16 protein-coding genes are annotated in these 14,848 nt (G+C 59.9%); 12 read left to right on the top strand and 4 right to left on the bottom strand.

Translation table 11 applies throughout. From position 1 onward, the window contains the following. Positions 1–68 precede the first annotated feature (68 nt). On the top strand, positions 69–2,783 hold the full coding sequence (locus HMPREF9697_RS07140) for a bifunctional diguanylate cyclase/phosphodiesterase (RefSeq protein ID WP_002716507.1): 2,715 nt from the start codon (positions 69–71) through the stop codon (positions 2,781–2,783). Positions 2,784–2,798: 15 nt separating this feature from the next. Here the strand turns inward: HMPREF9697_RS07140 and HMPREF9697_RS07135 are convergent, their stop codons facing one another. Beyond that, positions 2,799–3,524: a type 1 glutamine amidotransferase gene (locus HMPREF9697_RS07135; RefSeq protein WP_002716506.1), complete on the bottom strand. Its 726-nt coding sequence runs from the start codon at positions 3,522–3,524 to the stop codon at positions 2,799–2,801. A gap of 162 nt (positions 3,525–3,686) precedes the next feature. Here HMPREF9697_RS07135 and HMPREF9697_RS07130 point away from each other — a divergent pair, with 162 nt between their 5' ends. From HMPREF9697_RS07130 to HMPREF9697_RS07105, 6 genes are all read left to right on the top strand, one after another. After that, entirely contained in the window at positions 3,687–4,754 is a 1,068-nt protein-coding gene (locus HMPREF9697_RS07130) for a PAS domain-containing sensor histidine kinase (RefSeq protein WP_002716505.1), read from the top strand. Further along, complete coding sequence (locus HMPREF9697_RS07125) at positions 4,751–5,383, top strand: response regulator transcription factor (protein ID WP_002716504.1); 633 nt, start codon at positions 4,751–4,753, stop codon at positions 5,381–5,383. The genes HMPREF9697_RS07130 and HMPREF9697_RS07125 overlap by 4 nt, the downstream gene beginning before the upstream one ends. A gap of 152 nt (positions 5,384–5,535) precedes the next feature. Continuing rightward, the gene (locus tag HMPREF9697_RS07120) at positions 5,536–6,849 is read left to right on the top strand and encodes an amidohydrolase family protein (protein WP_002716503.1); all 1,314 of its coding nucleotides are present in this window, start codon (positions 5,536–5,538) and stop codon (positions 6,847–6,849) included. Positions 6,850–6,865: 16 nt separating this feature from the next. After that, positions 6,866–7,408: a DUF1097 domain-containing protein gene (locus HMPREF9697_RS07115; RefSeq protein WP_002716502.1), complete on the top strand. Its 543-nt coding sequence runs from the start codon at positions 6,866–6,868 to the stop codon at positions 7,406–7,408. Positions 7,409–7,437: 29 nt separating this feature from the next. Continuing rightward, positions 7,438–9,111, top strand: coding sequence for a gamma-glutamyltransferase family protein (locus HMPREF9697_RS07110; RefSeq protein ID WP_002716501.1), 1,674 nt, complete (start codon positions 7,438–7,440; stop codon positions 9,109–9,111). 145 nt (positions 9,112–9,256) lie between these two features. Continuing rightward, complete coding sequence (locus tag HMPREF9697_RS07105) at positions 9,257–9,652, top strand: c-type cytochrome (protein ID WP_002716500.1); 396 nt, start codon at positions 9,257–9,259, stop codon at positions 9,650–9,652. Positions 9,653–9,775: 123 nt separating this feature from the next. On the opposite strand, the gene soxZ (HMPREF9697_RS07100) is transcribed toward HMPREF9697_RS07105, so the two are convergent. From soxZ (HMPREF9697_RS07100) to HMPREF9697_RS07090, 3 genes are read right to left on the bottom strand one after another with little or no spacing between them, the layout of a single operon-like run. Continuing rightward, positions 9,776–10,093, bottom strand: coding sequence for a thiosulfate oxidation carrier complex protein SoxZ (gene soxZ / locus HMPREF9697_RS07100; protein WP_002716499.1), 318 nt, complete (start codon positions 10,091–10,093; stop codon positions 9,776–9,778). Positions 10,094–10,130: 37 nt separating this feature from the next. Further along, positions 10,131–11,129: an MBL fold metallo-hydrolase gene (locus tag HMPREF9697_RS07095; RefSeq protein WP_002716498.1), complete on the bottom strand. Its 999-nt coding sequence runs from the start codon at positions 11,127–11,129 to the stop codon at positions 10,131–10,133. After that, the gene (locus HMPREF9697_RS07090) at positions 11,126–11,473 is read right to left on the bottom strand and encodes an ArsR/SmtB family transcription factor (protein WP_002716497.1); all 348 of its coding nucleotides are present in this window, start codon (positions 11,471–11,473) and stop codon (positions 11,126–11,128) included. Before HMPREF9697_RS07090 ends, HMPREF9697_RS07095 begins: the two co-directional genes overlap by 4 nt. Positions 11,474–11,645: 172 nt before the next feature. Between HMPREF9697_RS07090 and soxC the strand changes: the two genes are divergently transcribed. From soxC to soxZ (HMPREF9697_RS07065), 5 genes are read left to right on the top strand one after another with little or no spacing between them, the layout of a single operon-like run. Beyond that, complete coding sequence (gene soxC, locus HMPREF9697_RS07085; protein ID WP_002716496.1) at positions 11,646–12,950, top strand: sulfite dehydrogenase; 1,305 nt, start codon at positions 11,646–11,648, stop codon at positions 12,948–12,950. Further along, entirely contained in the window at positions 12,934–13,614 is a 681-nt protein-coding gene (locus tag HMPREF9697_RS07080; protein WP_002716495.1) for a c-type cytochrome, read from the top strand. Before soxC ends, HMPREF9697_RS07080 begins: the two co-directional genes overlap by 17 nt. 15 nt (positions 13,615–13,629) lie before the next feature. Then, positions 13,630–13,983: a sulfur oxidation c-type cytochrome SoxX gene (soxX, locus tag HMPREF9697_RS07075; protein ID WP_002716494.1), complete on the top strand. Its 354-nt coding sequence runs from the start codon at positions 13,630–13,632 to the stop codon at positions 13,981–13,983. Positions 13,984–14,003: 20 nt separating this feature from the next. Next, complete coding sequence (gene soxY / locus HMPREF9697_RS07070) at positions 14,004–14,501, top strand: thiosulfate oxidation carrier protein SoxY (protein WP_002716493.1); 498 nt, start codon at positions 14,004–14,006, stop codon at positions 14,499–14,501. Between the two features lie 14 nt (positions 14,502–14,515). Continuing rightward, a complete protein-coding gene (soxZ, locus tag HMPREF9697_RS07065; protein WP_002716492.1) occupies positions 14,516–14,827 on the top strand; it encodes a thiosulfate oxidation carrier complex protein SoxZ in 312 nt (103 codons plus the stop codon). The last annotated feature ends 21 nt before the right edge of the window (positions 14,828–14,848 follow it).

Here is a 14,848-nt window from a genome sequence, read left to right as displayed (position 1 = left end):
CCGCTAACCGCTCCTGCTAACACGATCTCCACTTCGCCTCGGTATGCAATCACCCCCGTAGAGGGATGATGGCAGAACGCGATTCATATCAAGAGAGCAGCCTCGATGCGCCCGAGATCGCTGAAGCGATCGATCGCGCCGCCCGGCCGCAGCAACGAAGCCCGATTTTCTGGCTGATCGTGAGCGGAGTCATGATCGTCGCGGCGATCGTGCTGGGCACGGCCTTGGCCATCAATAATTCGCGTGACCGGGCGTTGGCGAACAGCAAGCGTGAATTGGAAAACACGCTGCAACTCCTGACGCGTCATTTCGATCAGCAATTGGAGGACTGGCAGGTGATCCAGGAGGACGCCATGGCCCAGATCCGTGCGATCGAAGACAAGTCGCCCAAGGAATTCCTGCGCACAATCTCCAGCGAGGATTTCCACAGGAGATTGGCCGGCAAGCTTCGCTCGATGCCGTATGTTGGCGGTGTGAATATTTTCGGCGCGGACGGGCAGTTGATCAACTCCTCCGAAATGTGGCCTGTTCCGAGCATCAACGTTGCGGACCGAACCCATTTCAACGAATTGAAATTCGGCTCCTCCTCGCTGAAGCTCGTGGTGAATCCCGTGCATAGCCGCATCACCGGCGCATGGACGACGGTGTTCGCGCACAGGCTGGTTAATTCGAAGGGCGAGTTTCTCGGCATGATCGCCCGCGGCGTCGAACCCGCGCGGTTCGAAGCATTCTTCGCCTCGTTGTCGCTGGGGCCGGACGCGGCGATTTCGATGTTCCATAAAGATGGCACGATGATCGCCCGCTATCCGCACGTGGAATCCATGATCGGGCGGAATTTCAAACACGGGCCGTTATTTCGAGGCGTCCTGAAATTCACCAATCATGGTTCGCTGATGGTGAGAAGCCCGGTGACCGGCGTGCAGCAGGTTGGATCGATCCGGAAGCTCGACAATTTCCCGATCGTCATGATCGCCACCAAGACGGTCGACGCTGCGCTGGCGGATTGGCATGAGCAGACCCGTGGCCTCGTTCTGATCGCGCTCGCGGCGTCGATCGCGGTGACATTGATCGTTCTCTTCATCGTGCGGCGTGTCATCTCCCAGCACAACGCGGCCCAGCGGCGACTGATGCTGGAGAAGCGGCGTCTCGATACGGCGGTCAACAATCTCAAGCAGGGCCTGTTGCTGTTCGATGCCAATCACCGGCTGGTGATTTTCAACCGCCGCTATGTGGAGATGTTCGGCCTGCCGAACGGCTCGATCAAGGCCGGATGCAGCCTGCGACAGATCATGGCGCTCCGGAAGAAACACGGGATGTTCGCCGGCGATGTCGACGAATATTGCGTCAAGGTGCTCAAGTTGGTGTCGAGCAGCGGTTCGCTGACAACCAATATTCCGGATGGGCGCGTGATTCATACAGCGCTGCAGTCGATCTCCGGCGGAGGTTGGGTGTCGACGCTGGAAGACATCACCGAGCGGCAGCGTGCAGAAGACCGCATCGCCCATATGGCGCGTTATGACGCGCTGACCGATCTTCCGAACCGCTCGATGTTCCGCGATCATCTCGAGACGATGCTGAAGAGGGAAGAGAACCTCGCGGTTCTGACCATCGATATCGACGAGTTCAAGCAGGTCAACGATACGCTGGGTCATTTTGTCGGCGACGAACTGCTCGTGGCGATCGCGAGCCGGCTCAGCGACTGCATGGAGCCGGACGATCTCGTCGCGCGTCTTGGCGGTGATGAATTCGCCATCGTCCGGCACGGAATTCGGGAACGCTCCGACCTCATTTCGCTGATCGAGCGCGTGCATACCGCCATCCGCGTGCCTTACGAGTGCGCAGGTCATCACCTCAATGCGGATGCCAGTATCGGCATTGCGATGTCGCCGTGCGACGGCTCGGAGCTCGAAGGCTTGCTGCGCAACGCCGACCTTGCGCTCTATGCTGCGAAGGGCAGCGGGCGGCGGACCTATCGTTTCTTCGAGCCGGAAATGAAGGTCCGAGCTCAGAAACGTCACGACATGGAAATGGAAATTCGCAATGCGCTTTTCCATCAGGAATTTGAAGTTCACTATCAGCCGTTCATCGACGTCAAAACCCGGAAGGTTCTTGGTTGTGAGGCGCTGGTGCGCTGGCGTCATCCGCGCCACGGTCTGGTGTCACCGGCTGACTTCATTCCGATCGCGGAGGAAACCGGCCTGATCGACCAGCTCGGCTCGTGGGTGTTGAAAACGGCGTGCCACGCGGCGGCGAACTGGCCCGACGACATCCGCCTTGCGGTGAACGTCTCGCCGGTGCAGTTCAAGGGCCATACGCTGGCGCTCAATGTCGCGAGTGCGCTCGGCTCGTCAGGACTTCCAGCAAACCGTCTCGAACTCGAAATCACCGAAGCGGTACTGATCCGCGACGACGAGGAGGCGCTGTCGATCCTCCATGAGCTTCGCGGTCTCGGCGTGCGCATCGCCCTTGACGATTTCGGCACGGGCTATTCCTCGCTTCGCTATCTGCAGCTTTTCCCCTTCGACAAGATCAAGATCGATCGCTGCTTCATCAACAACATCACCGAGCCCGAAGGTGCGTCGCATATCGTGAAGGCCGTGGTGGACATCGCCGCAGCACGCAACATGAAAACGACTGCGGAAGGCGTCGAGACGGCGGATCAACTGGCTGCGTTGAATGAGCTCGGCTGCGACCAGATGCAGGGCTATTTCTTCAGCCCCCCGGTAGCCGAGGGAAAACTGACGCAGTTGGTCTCACCTGTTCAGTTCGCCAAGGCGACCTGAGGTCGCGCGTTTGCATCACGGACGGCCGGAGCCGACGATATTCATCAGGTTACGATGGAATTGACGCGCCGAGGCATGAAAGCCGGGGAGACGAGGTAGTACGTCACCGGCCAGGTGGCTGGCTCCGTCCTCGCCGAGAGCCTTGATAAGACTCGTTCTGTAGGCAGGAATCTGGCCCCAGTCGTCGACCGTCGAATGCTCGATCTCGCAATGATACTGGAAGCCATAGGCGTGCCTCCCCCAACGCATCGCCTGCACCGCGCAAAGGCCACTGGAGGCGAGAACAGCGGAGCCCACGGGAGGTTCGGAGACTTCCGCGCCATGCCAGTGAAAAGCCTCCACGGCTTGCGGAAAGCCCGCGAGAGCGGGATCTGAAAGCCCCTCGCGGGTCAACGTCACGGGAGCGAGGCCGACTTCCGGCGAGGGCATCTTGCCGACTTTGCCGCCGAGCGCCGAAGCCAGCAATTGATGGCCGAGGCAGATGCCGAGATAGGGCTTCTGCATCTCCTGGACCCAGCGGCGGATCGCGGCCTTTTCCTGCACCAGCCAGGGGCAGCGCTCCTCATGCCAGACATTCTGCGGCCCGCCCATCACCACCATGAGATCGAAATCTTCGAGCGCGGGAATGGCCTCGTCTTCATCCAGTTCGACGGTGATCGAATGATGGCCGTCCTCACGCCAGAACTGACGGAAGATGCCGGGATGTTCGATGGCGAGGTGTTGAAAGACAAGAATACGCATGAGAGGATCGATGTAGCTCGCGAGGTAACCGGAACCTATCTGCTGGCGTGGCGCGAGTCATCTGCAACAGCCGCGTGACAGGCCGATTGCACTTTATTTGCGCAGAACAAGAGCCGGTGTAACCTGTTCGCCGAGCCTTGCGGGATTTTCGGATGGTGTCCGGTGCGTGACCTTGAGCAACAGCAGCAGCGCGCGCTGCTCGATAACATTCCCGACATGGCATGGCTGAAGGATCGCGATTCCCGCTATCTCGCTGTCAATTCGGCCTATCTCGCGATCATCGGGTTGCGGGAAGACGAAGTGATCGGCAAGACACCGTACGATATCTGGCCTTCCGATCTTGCCGATATTTATATGCAGACCGACCGGGCCGTCGTAAAGAGCGGGCGACGGCGGCGTTATGAAGAAAGCCGTTCCGATCCCGACGGCCGCGTGCTGTGGTTCGAGACCATCAAATCGCCGATCCGCGACGGCAATGGGCATATCGTTGGCACCGTCGGCATTTCGCGCGACATTTCCGAACGCAAGGCGGCGGCCGATGAATTGATCCGCTCGCGTGCGCAACTTCGCGAGCTGTCGTCTTTCCTGCAATCGGTGCGGGAGGAGGAGCAGGCCAGGATTTCGCGCGAACTCCATGACGAGCTGGGCCAGACGCTGACCGCGCTGAAGATCGAGCTGATCTGGCTGCGCGAGCGGCTGGCCTCGCAGGATGTCCTGCAGGGCCGCGTCGATCGGCTGGTGTCGATCGTGGATCGGTCGGTAACCGATTTGCGTCGCATCGCCGTCAATTTGCGGCCGATGATCCTGGACGAACTGGGGCTCGTCGCTGCGATGAAATGGCTGACGCAGAACTCCGCTGAACTTGGCGGCCTTGATATCACGTTGTCATTCGACCGGCAGGATGTCAGTTATGACAGCGCGGTTTCGACCGCAGCATTTCGGATCGTGCAGGAGGCGCTGACCAATGTGATGCGCCACGGCGAGGCGAAACGCGCGAGCGTCGTCGTTACCCACGAGAGACAGGAATTGCATATCGAGATCACCGATAACGGGCGCGGGATCGACCAGGGCGCCTCCCAGCGCAACAAGCTCGGGCTGGTCGGTATGCGCGAACGCGCCCGGGCCTTGGGCGGAGCGGTCGCCATCAGCGACAACCCGCAGGGCGGCACGATCGTGTCCGTGCATTTGCCGTTGAACGGTCCGCCGGAGCAGGACAGACTGCCATCATGATCCGACTTGTCCTCGCCGACGACCATGCGATCTTCCGCGAAGGTCTGAAGCAGATTCTGGCCGAGCACGACGACCTCGAAATCGTCGGCGAGGCCACCAATGGGCAGGAGCTTCTCGCTCTGTTGTCCTCGCCCTGCGATGTTGTCCTGCTCGATCTGTCGATGCCGGGACGCAGCGGCATTGCGTTGCTGACCGATGTGGTGGCGAAGATTGGAAGCGGGCGGGTGATCGTGCTCAGCATGCACGACGAGCATCAATATGTGATCGAATCTCTCAAGGCAGGCGCGGCCGGCTACGTCACCAAGAACAGCGCCAGCCAGCAGTTGATTCAGGCGATCCGCAAGGTCGCCAATGATGAGATGTTCGTCAGCGCAACGGCGACGCAGGCGGCCCCTTCGAAGGTGCCGCCCGAAGACGAGCCGCATCGTCGCCTGACGCCGCGCGAACGGGAGATTTTCGATCTGCTGGTCGATGGCCGCAAGATCTCTGACATCGCCCGCAAGCTTGACCTCAGCGTCAAGACAGTGAGCACGCACAAGACCAATATTCTGCTCAAATTCGATGCCGCGACAGTGGTGGATCTCGTCCACTACGCAATGCGCCACGGTCTGGGGCCGGGTCCGGTCTAGGAAAATTCCTAGACGCGCTTAGGACACCGCCGATTACCGCCGAGGCAGCGGGCCGCTAACGTCATGGTTAGCAAGATGCCAACGAATCCACGGATCGCATAAGGCACGGCAAAAAGCCGGAAAACGGCATTTTCATAGGGAGCGCGACCAACATGGATATGATTATCCGCAGGGTCCGGATCGAAGACGACAAGCCGCTCGTCGATATCGGAATCAAGGATGGCCGCATCGCGGCCATCGAGGAACAACTCGACCGAACCGGCACGGAAGAAATCGATGCAGGGGGCTGCGTCGCATTGCCTGGTTTCATCGAGGCTCACCTGCACCTCGAAAAAGCATTTCTCCACCGCCGTATGCCGGCTCGTTTGGGCACGCTCGAGGAAGCAATCCGCGTCACCGGCATCCTGAAATCCAAACAGGAACGCAAGGACGTGCTGGAGCGTTCGCGCCGGGTGCTGGACATGGCGATCACGAGCGGCACGACGCTGATCCGGGCGCATCCTGATGTCGATCCGATCCAGAACCTGATCGGCGTCGAGACAGCGGTTGAACTGCGCGAGGAATATCGCGATCTGATCGATCTGCAGATCGTTGCTTTTCCGCAGGAAGGCATTCTCAAGACGCCGGGTGTCGTCGAATTGATGGAAAAGGCGATTGAGCTTGGCGCTGATGTGGTCGGCGGTTGTCCCTACAACGAAGTGTCCTGGGACGATACCAAAAAGCACATCGACACAGTGTTCGCGATGGCGATGAAGCATAACTTGCCGGTCGATATGCATGCCGATTTCTCGGACGATGCAAGCGACCAGCGCTTTATGTCCGCGGAATACACCGCTCGCAAAACCATTGAGACCGGTTATCAGGGCCGTGTTGCGCTTGGCCATGTGACGAGCCCCGGTTCGCTCGAGCCGGAGAAACTGAAGCCCCTGATCGATCTTCTGCGGGAAGCGGACATCGCCATCATCACCTTGCCGGCGACCGACGTTTACCTCGGCGGCCGCAAGGATGTCGTGAACCAGCGTCGCGGCCTCACGCCGGTGCGGGCCTTGCGGGCGGGCGGCGTCAATGTCGCCTATGCGTCGAACAATGTTCGCAACGCCTTCACGCCGTTCGGCAAGGCCGACCCACTCGTGATCGGCAATATGCTCGCGCATCTGATTCAGTTTGGCACGCCGGATCACCAGGCGGAAATTCTTAAGATGAGCACGACCGATGCGGCCCGCGCGGTCGGTATCGGCAAGGATTACGGCCTCGCTGTCGGCAAGCCTGCGGATCTGATGATCCTCGATACGCAGGTTGTTGCCGATGCGCTTCTCGACATCCCGGCGCGCTCCTGGGTGTTCAAGCGCGGCCGCGTCGCTGCGATGACGAAACATGAGACGAAGATTTGCCGCACTTGCGGCCATGCCCATGCGGAGCCGCACGCTCACGCCAAAACCAAGAAGACGGCTTCAGCAACACACTAATCAGGAGGAAACCAACATGAACAAGCTACCAGCAGAAATTGTCGCGTCGCTGCTCGCAGTGACCACTATCTTCATCGCCATGACCTCGTTCCACTTCCCACCGTGGGCGATCTTCATCACTTGGGCCGCGACCTTCGCGGCCGGCGGACCGACGTCTGCAGTGATGAAGAAGTTCTATCCGACGATGGCGATCGGCGGCTTCTTCGCCTGCGCCATCGTGGTGTGCTTCAAGATCGCCTCGCAGTATTTCACTGGCAATGCCTATATCGTGGCGGAATGCGTGATCCTGTTCACGCTTAACGGGACAATGATGTCGCTCGGGCGCATTTCGACGTTCAGCTTCATTCCCGGCATGTTCTTCGGCTTCGCCTCGTTCTTCGCCACTTACTTCGGAAAGTTCGGTCCTATTCCGGGTGATCCGTATGCGGCGCTGTTTGCTTCGCTGGCGATGAATGCACTCGGCCCGATCTATGCGTGGCTCACCGCGACATTCGGTGCTCACCATCATCATGCTGCGGAGGAGAACTCTTCCTCTCGCGTTAAAGAAGCCGTGTCGTAAGCGACCCGGCAACTGAAAGGACGACGGCAATGACAGGTTTTTCCCAGCACGCGTTGAAGGTGAACGCCGCTCGGCGTGTGCCGGGAGACCCATTGTCGTCATCTCCTGCTACGGGCGGCCCGCAACTGGCGCAATCCCGCACCGGAATGGTGACGAGTCCGCATACACTTGCCAGTGAGGCGGGCGCGAAAGTCCTCCGCGAAGGTGGCAACGCGATCGAGGCCGCGATTGCGATGGGCGCAGTGATCGCTGTGACCTATCCGCATTTCTGCGGCATCGGTGGCGATGCGATCTGGATGATCGCGGACGCGCAGGGCCGCAACACGGTTCTACTCGGATTGGGGCAAGCTGCGGAGAATCTGCCGCATTACAAGGAGCCGATCGCAGCACGCGGCGCGCCATCGACGGTTGTCAGTGCGGGCGCAGTGGATTCCTGGCGTCAGGCCTACAATTATTCGCTCGATCATTGGTCGAAGGATAAAGGCACGGCGAAAAGTTTTGCCTCGCTGCTGGAGCCTGCGATCCTTTATGCGGAGCGGGGCTTTCCGGTCACGGCGTCGCAGTTGTTCTGGACGTCATTCCGGGAGAAAGAACTCGCCGGTTGGCCGGGATTTTCCGAATTGTTTCTGCCTGGCGGCAAGGCGCCGAAGCCCGGCGACCTGTTCGTGCAGAAAAATCTCGCGCGCAGCTTGAAGCAGATCGCGCGTAACGGCGCCCGCGAATTCTATGAAGGCGAACTGGCCGCACGGATCGGAAAGGGCCTGCAGAGCGTCGGATCGCCGCTGACGGCCGCCGACCTTGCGAAAACCTTCAGCCGTCAGGAGCAGGCGGTGTCGCTGGAATACCGGGACGTGACCTTGCTCGCGCCGCCGCCGCCGACGCAGGGCATTACGACGCTGGAAATCATGGGCATCCTCAACGAGCTCGGCTTCGCTGGCGTCGAGGAGGGGAGCGCAGAGTATTATCATCGCTGCGTCGAAGCGGTGAAGCAGGCCTTTCTCGATCGTGACGGCATTGCCGATCCGGATTTTGCCGCCGCCGACATCGCGCAACGCCTTGCGAAATCCCGGCTCAAGGACAAGGCGGCTGCGATCACAGCGCAGGCGATGCAGTGGCCGCATCTGTTCCGTACCGGCGATACGGTCTATTTCGCTGCAACCGACGCGCAGGGCTGCAGCGTCAGCATTCTGCAGAGCACTTATTTCGATTGGGGCAGCGGTGTCGTCGCCGGCGACACCGGCGTGCTCTGGCAGAACCGTGGAGCCGCGTTCAGCATCGATCCGCGCAGCCCGAATGCCATCGCGCCGGGCAAGCGCCCATTCTACACGCTCAATCCCGGCCTCGCGATGAAGAACGGCAAACCGCATGTTCTGTACGGCACGCAGGGCGCGGACGGCCAGCCACAGACGCTGACGGTGCTGTTGACCCGGCTGCTCGATTACGGACTCGATCCGCTCGCCGCCCTGACGCGGCCGCGCTTCCTGCTCGGCAAGACGTTTTCCGATAGTCGGGACACGCTGAAGCTGGAGGAGAGTGTCGGCGCGGCGACTGCTGAGGAGTTGGCTGCGCGCGGCCACGAAACGAGCATGATCTCGGCGAACAGTCCGTTGGGAGGGCAGGCCGGAGCCATCGTCATTCATGACGATGGGTTGATTGAGGGTGCCCACGATCCACGCAGCGACGGATTGGCGATCGGTTTGTAACAAAGTTTGCATCACCATTAGAAGAATTAATATCTCCCGTCTTGGTTTATGCTGTAGATCGCGCGCATCGTGATATAGATGGCGCCATCGCGGTTGCCTTTCGTGCGGCCGCAGCCAGCTATAAAAGCAAGCCAAGGAGAAGAAGATGCGTTGGATCGTTGCTGCTGCCACCCTTGTCGCCTTTGCAGGCGCCGCTCATGCCGAAGGCGGTGATCCGGCCAAGGGCGAGCAGGCTTTCAAGGTTTGCATGGCCTGCCATGCGATCGGCCCCGGTGCCAAGAATAAAGTCGGTCCCGAGCTGAACGGTGTCGTGGGACGCAAATGGGGCACGGCCGAGGGCTACAACTATTCGGCGGATCTCGCAGCCGGCAAGGACCAGAACAAGGTCTGGGACGAAGCGTCGCTCGACAATTATCTGACCAATCCGAAGACTCTCGCGCCGCATGGCAAGATGTCGTTTCCAGGCATTTCGCAGGCCGGAAAGCGCGCCGACGTGATCGCTTTCCTCAAGCAGTTCGACGCCAGCGGCAACAAGAAGTAAGTTTTAATTTTTAAAAAGTGGCTGGCAGACGTGGGTTTCTTTCATCCGCGCTGCCAGCCATTCTATTTGTGGGTTTGATCGTGATGCTCGCGCCCCGGAATGACCCGCGAATGGATCAAAAATCTAGTCGATCCTGATCGTCGTCTTCGTGCTGTCCACGACACGGTTGCTGTCGGTCCATCGCGCCGTGACAGCGTCGCCCGCCTTGCCTCCCTTGAAGGAGAATTTGACGTAGGGCTGCCGCGCCACCATTGGTCCCCAGTCCGCGGCGAAGACGACCTTGCCGTTATGCTCGAAACTGAGAGTTTCGATGTAGTGCGCGGGAATGAGTTTGTTGTCGGCGTCCTTGGCGAATCCGGAATCCATCGGGTGCTTGATCAAGGCCTGAACCTCGGTCACATCGCCAATCAGATGGGCCTGTATCCGGATAGTCGACGTCATCAATATCCTCTCGCTCGAACTCTCGGAGGCAATCGTCCTATTTCTTGAACTGAGACGATTCAAGCTCCAGGAAAATGCGATACGCGTTGCCCCGGTTGTTGCTTTCGAACGCCGGGTAGCCTTTGTACTTGGACCAGTCCGTCGAATTGTAGGCGGTGTCGAAATCGACCCAGTTCGCAACCGCCTCGCTCATCGCCTTGCGCACATACAGGATGTAATCGCGGGTGAACGCAATAGCTTCCTGCGCAGCCTCGGACGGCTTGCCGTGCCCCGGGATGATATATTTGGGATTGAGCGTGCGCACATCGTCCAGCGCCTTGAGCCAGTGCGCGGTGCTGACGTCGTCGCTGTTCATGAACGGAATGCGGCCGTTCTGAACGATGTCGCCCGCGAACAGCACGCCGTCGGGCTCGACCATCATCATGATGTCGCTCTTGGAATGCGCGGGCCCCGCGAAAATCAGCGAGAAATGCTTGCCGCCAAGCGAAATCGTGAGCCTGTCGTCGAAGATGATATCGGGCGGGATAATCCGCGTGTGCTCGTCGACCCACGGGGCAAGTGCGTCGCGACGTTGATCGAGCCGTTCGTCCGCGCGCTCGTCGGCGGTTTCCCTGTTCTCGGTATAATCGGCTGAATTTTCTTGCGCGATGATGATGGCGCGGCTGTGATCGCGAAACGCCTGCAGGCCGTAGATATGGTCGGCGTGATAGTGGCTGACCACCATGTAGCGGATGTCCTTATCGGTCCGCTTGCGGATGTCCTGCAGCAGCGCCCAGCCGAGCGAGGGCGTGCCGAGTGCGTCGAATACGACGACGCCTTCCGGCGTTACAACATAGCCGGCGTTGGAGGTGTTGCCCTCGTTGGCCTTGCCCGGAATGCCGGGGCTGCCGATGCTGTAGAAAATATCCTTGCCGGGAACCTGATCCACCGTAATGGGCCGGTCGAGCGGCGCGTAATCCGGCGTCTTGCTTTGAGCGAGCAGGGCGGCGGGCAACATCGCCCACGCCAGTACGGTTACGCGCAGCAAATTCTTCATATGGCGTCGTCGCAGTACAGCTTCTTGAGAACCTTGACGAGCTTGGTCACGCGCTCATCGGCGATTTTGTAGTAGAGCGTTTGCGACTCGCGCCGGAATTCGACAAGTCCTTCTTCGCGCAGCTTGGTAAGATGCTGGGAGAGTGCCGATTGGCTGAGATGCAATGCGTCGACCAACTCGCCGACCTTCATTTCGTTTCGCATCATGAGATAGCAAACGATCAGCAGGCGATTTTCGTTCGCAAGCACGCTCAGGAGTCGGGAGACCTCGCGCGCCTGCTGTTCCAATATTTGATCGGGACGTAACTTAGTCGCGCGCGTCTTCGCAGCGAGAGCCGTAGTCATCGAAATCGGTCCTGAAAATTTTTCTGTGATTCATCATATCAATTTTGTGGGCAGAACGCCAATCGATTGATTTAGCGTTGACTAAATTAGGATCGGATGATATTCGCTTTCCCAACGATAAGCAAAATAAATGGTCCCATAGAAATGGTTGACCGCACAGGGAGGAGATCTGGTGCCTTTCTCTTCATTGGAGGATGCCCGTAAGGCGTCCTTGGCTGCTGGGTCGGAGCGTGTCCAGATCCCCAGGCGGCATTTGCTGAAAATGGCTGGAGCCGCCGCAGGCGCGGCCCTGCTCAATGGCTCGACTGCGCGCGCGGATGACGCGGCGCCGCCGGCCGAGAACGAATGGTCGCAGTCCATCGGGGCCGGCGTTGTCGATCGGCCCTACGGCAAGCCCTCGGATGAGCAGGCCGGCGTGATCCGCCGCAACGTGCCCTGGCTCACGGCCGGCACCGAATCCTCGATCAGTTTCTCGCCGCTGCAGAGCCTGCATGGCATCATCACCCCCAACGGCCTGTTCTTCGAACGCTACCATGCGGGTCGCCCCGACGTCGAAGCCGACAAGCATCGTTTGATGATTCACGGGCTGGTGGATCGCCCGCTGATCCTGACGATGAAGGACATCATGCGGTTTCCGTCGACGTCCCGTATCCATTTCATTGAATGCCCTGCCAATGGTGGCATGGAATGGCGCGGCGCGCAGCTCAACTCGCTGCAGTTCACGCACGGCATGGTGAGCTGCGCGGAATGGGTTGGCGTGAAGCTCTCAACGCTGCTCGAAGAGGTTGGTCTGAAGAAGGAAGCGAAGTGGATTCTCGTTGAGGGCGCGGACGGCGCCCACATGGCGCGAAGCCTGCCGCTCGACAAATGTCTCGACGACTGTCTCGTGGTCTATGCGCAGAACGGCGAAGCGCTGCGGCCGGAGCAGGGTTATCCGCTGCGTTTGATCGTTCCCGGCTGGGAAGGCAATGTCAGCGTGAAGTGGTTGCGGCGTATCAAGGTGGGCGACAAGCCCTGGTACACCCGCGAGGAAACCTCGAAATACACCGACCTGATGCCGGACGGAAAATCGCGCGGTTTCACCTGGCTGATCGACGCCAAGTCGGTGATTACGTTCCCGTGCCCGGAGGTGCCGCTGAGCGGACCGGGTCTCTACGAGATCCGCGGTCTCGCCTGGACCGGCAACGGCAGGATCAAGGAAGTTCACGTCTCCACCGATGGTGGCGCGAACTGGCAGCAGGCCGAGCTGAAGGAGCCGGTGCTCTCGAAGGCGCTCACGCGCTTTACGTTTCCGTGGCGCTGGGACGGCAAGCCCGCCTTCCTCGAATCGCGCGCGGTCGACGAAACCGGCTTTGTGCAGCCGACGCTCGCTGCGCTGCGAAAGGTTCGCGGCACGAATTCCGTCTACCACAACAACTCGATCCAGACCTGGCAGGTGAAGCCCGATGGGAGCGTTTACGATGTCCAGCTTGGCTAACGTGCGTCCTGTGATGTTCGCGGCCGCTTTGCTGGCGGCAAACGCTGTGCCCGCGATTGCGGCGGGAGCTCACAAGCCGTTCGGCTACGGCACGCCTGCGACGCCCGAGCAGATCAAGGGCTGGGATATCGACGCGCGCGGCGAGGACGGCAAGGGATTGCCGCCCGGCAAGGGCGACGTGAACCACGGAGCCGAGGTTTTCGCCGATCAGTGCGCGGTTTGTCACGGGACCTTCGGCGAGGGTGAGGGGCGCTATCCCAAGCTCGCGGGCGGCAACGGAACGCTCACTGCAGATCGTCCTGAACCGACCGTCGGCAGCTACTGGCCGTTCGCTCCCACCCTTTGGGATTACATCAATCGCGCTATGCCGTTCACTTCGCCGCGCACCCTGTCGGCAGACGATGTGTACGCGCTGACGGCCTATGTCCTGAATCTCAATAATATTGTTCCGGCCGATTTTGTCGCCGACAAAGATTCCTTGCCAAAAGTTAAAATGCCTAACCATGATAGCTTTAGTTGGCAGGATCCTCGCCCGGATACGGCAATGAAGCCTTGCATGACGAAGTGTGTTGATCCATCAACACTGAAGATTGTTTCGACGGCTGAAGGACAGAGCCTGACGCCACGGACCACCGGTCCGCTCGATGATATGCAACCGAAGTAATTTGGAGCGCGCAGGATGCATTTTAATCGTCTTCATCTCGCAACTGCAGCAACCCTGATTGTGCTGTCTGCGCCTGTTGCGGCTTTCGCCCAACCGACGGCGCCGCTCGATGGCAAGGCGCTGGCGCTCGATCGCAGCAAGGGCAATTGCATTACTTGCCACGAGTTCAAGGGCGGCGATTTTCCGGGCTCCATCGGTCCGGAGCTCAGCGACATGAAAGCGCGCTTCCCGAACCGCAAGGAATTGACCGCGATCATCGAAGACGAGTCCGCGCGCAATCCACAGACAGTCATGCCGCCTTTCGGCCGCAACCTTATTCTGACTGATAAAGAAATCTCGGCGATCGTCGACTTTCTCTATCAGCTCTAAGAAAAACCGGAGGAAATCGAATGTTTATCGCAAAACTTCCCGACCTGCGCACGTCGCGCAGAAGTCTGTTGAAGGGAGCCGCGCTTGCGACGGTGTTCGGCGCGAGCCTCAACGTCATGCGCTCGGTCGCGGCGTTCGCGGCCGATGCCGCGGGCTGGCCGGCCGATGCCTTCAAGCAGAAGAACGAAGCCGACGCTCTCAAGGCGCTGTATGGCAAGTCGGCCGAAGCGTCCGACAAGGTCAAGCTCGATGCGCCTGAGATCGCCGAGAACGGCGCTGTCGTGCCGATCAGCGTCAGTTCGACGTTGCCGAAGGTAACGGCGATTTCGGTGCTGGTGCTTGAGAATCCTTATGCGCTCGCTGCGTCGTATAAGATTCCTGAAGGTACGCTGCCGTCGGTGTCCAACCGCCTGAAGATGGCCAAGACCAGCAAGGTCGTCGCCATCGTCGAGGCGGATGGCAAGCTCTACAGCGCGACCAAGGAAGTGAAGGTCACTGTCGGCGGCTGCGGCGGCTGAGGAGGAAATAGATCATGGCATCGACTATTCGCGTACGCGCCATCGCTGGCGCCGACACCACCGAAGTTCAGGCGCTGGTGCAGCACCCGATGGACTCCGGTTTCGTCAAGGATTCCAAGGGCGAACTCATCCCGGCTCATCACATCGAGACGGTTCAGTTCGAGACCGGCGGCAAGACGGTTTTCACCGCGCTGTGGGGCCCGGCCGTCTCCAAGGATCCGTTCGTCAAGTTCGCCTTCAAAGGCGGCAAGAAGGGCGACGACCTGAAGATCACCTGGGTTGACAATAAAGGTGCTACGGACACCACGACCGCCAAGATTATGTGAGGGTCGAACCGGCAGGAGGGG

Origin of the sequence: Afipia felis ATCC 53690 (assembly GCF_000314735.2) — a bacterium.
Taxonomy (GTDB): domain Bacteria; phylum Pseudomonadota; class Alphaproteobacteria; order Rhizobiales; family Xanthobacteraceae; genus Afipia; species Afipia felis.
This window is presented reverse-complemented; position numbering and strand designations above follow the sequence as displayed.

What these genes read in the sequence shown, in the direction of transcription:
- HMPREF9697_RS07140 (WP_002716507.1), top strand. Translation starts at nt 69, where the DNA reads ATGGCAGAACGCGATTCATATCAAGAGAGCAGCCTCGATGCGCCCGAG.
- HMPREF9697_RS07135 (WP_002716506.1), bottom strand. Translation starts at nt 3,524, where the DNA reads ATGCGTATTCTTGTCTTTCAACACCTCGCCATCGAACATCCCGGCATC.
- HMPREF9697_RS07125 (WP_002716504.1), top strand. Translation starts at nt 4,751, where the DNA reads ATGATCCGACTTGTCCTCGCCGACGACCATGCGATCTTCCGCGAAGGT.
- HMPREF9697_RS07120 (WP_002716503.1), top strand. Translation starts at nt 5,536, where the DNA reads ATGGATATGATTATCCGCAGGGTCCGGATCGAAGACGACAAGCCGCTC.
- HMPREF9697_RS07115 (WP_002716502.1), top strand. Translation starts at nt 6,866, where the DNA reads ATGAACAAGCTACCAGCAGAAATTGTCGCGTCGCTGCTCGCAGTGACC.
- HMPREF9697_RS07110 (WP_002716501.1), top strand. Translation starts at nt 7,438, where the DNA reads ATGACAGGTTTTTCCCAGCACGCGTTGAAGGTGAACGCCGCTCGGCGT.
- HMPREF9697_RS07105 (WP_002716500.1), top strand. Translation starts at nt 9,257, where the DNA reads ATGCGTTGGATCGTTGCTGCTGCCACCCTTGTCGCCTTTGCAGGCGCC.
- soxZ (WP_002716499.1), bottom strand. Translation starts at nt 10,093, where the DNA reads ATGACGTCGACTATCCGGATACAGGCCCATCTGATTGGCGATGTGACC.
- HMPREF9697_RS07095 (WP_002716498.1), bottom strand. Translation starts at nt 11,129, where the DNA reads ATGAAGAATTTGCTGCGCGTAACCGTACTGGCGTGGGCGATGTTGCCC.
- HMPREF9697_RS07090 (WP_002716497.1), bottom strand. Translation starts at nt 11,473, where the DNA reads ATGACTACGGCTCTCGCTGCGAAGACGCGCGCGACTAAGTTACGTCCC.
- HMPREF9697_RS07080 (WP_002716495.1), top strand. Translation starts at nt 12,934, where the DNA reads ATGTCCAGCTTGGCTAACGTGCGTCCTGTGATGTTCGCGGCCGCTTTG.
- soxX (WP_002716494.1), top strand. Translation starts at nt 13,630, where the DNA reads ATGCATTTTAATCGTCTTCATCTCGCAACTGCAGCAACCCTGATTGTG.
- soxY (WP_002716493.1), top strand. Translation starts at nt 14,004, where the DNA reads ATGTTTATCGCAAAACTTCCCGACCTGCGCACGTCGCGCAGAAGTCTG.
- soxZ (WP_002716492.1), top strand. Translation starts at nt 14,516, where the DNA reads ATGGCATCGACTATTCGCGTACGCGCCATCGCTGGCGCCGACACCACC.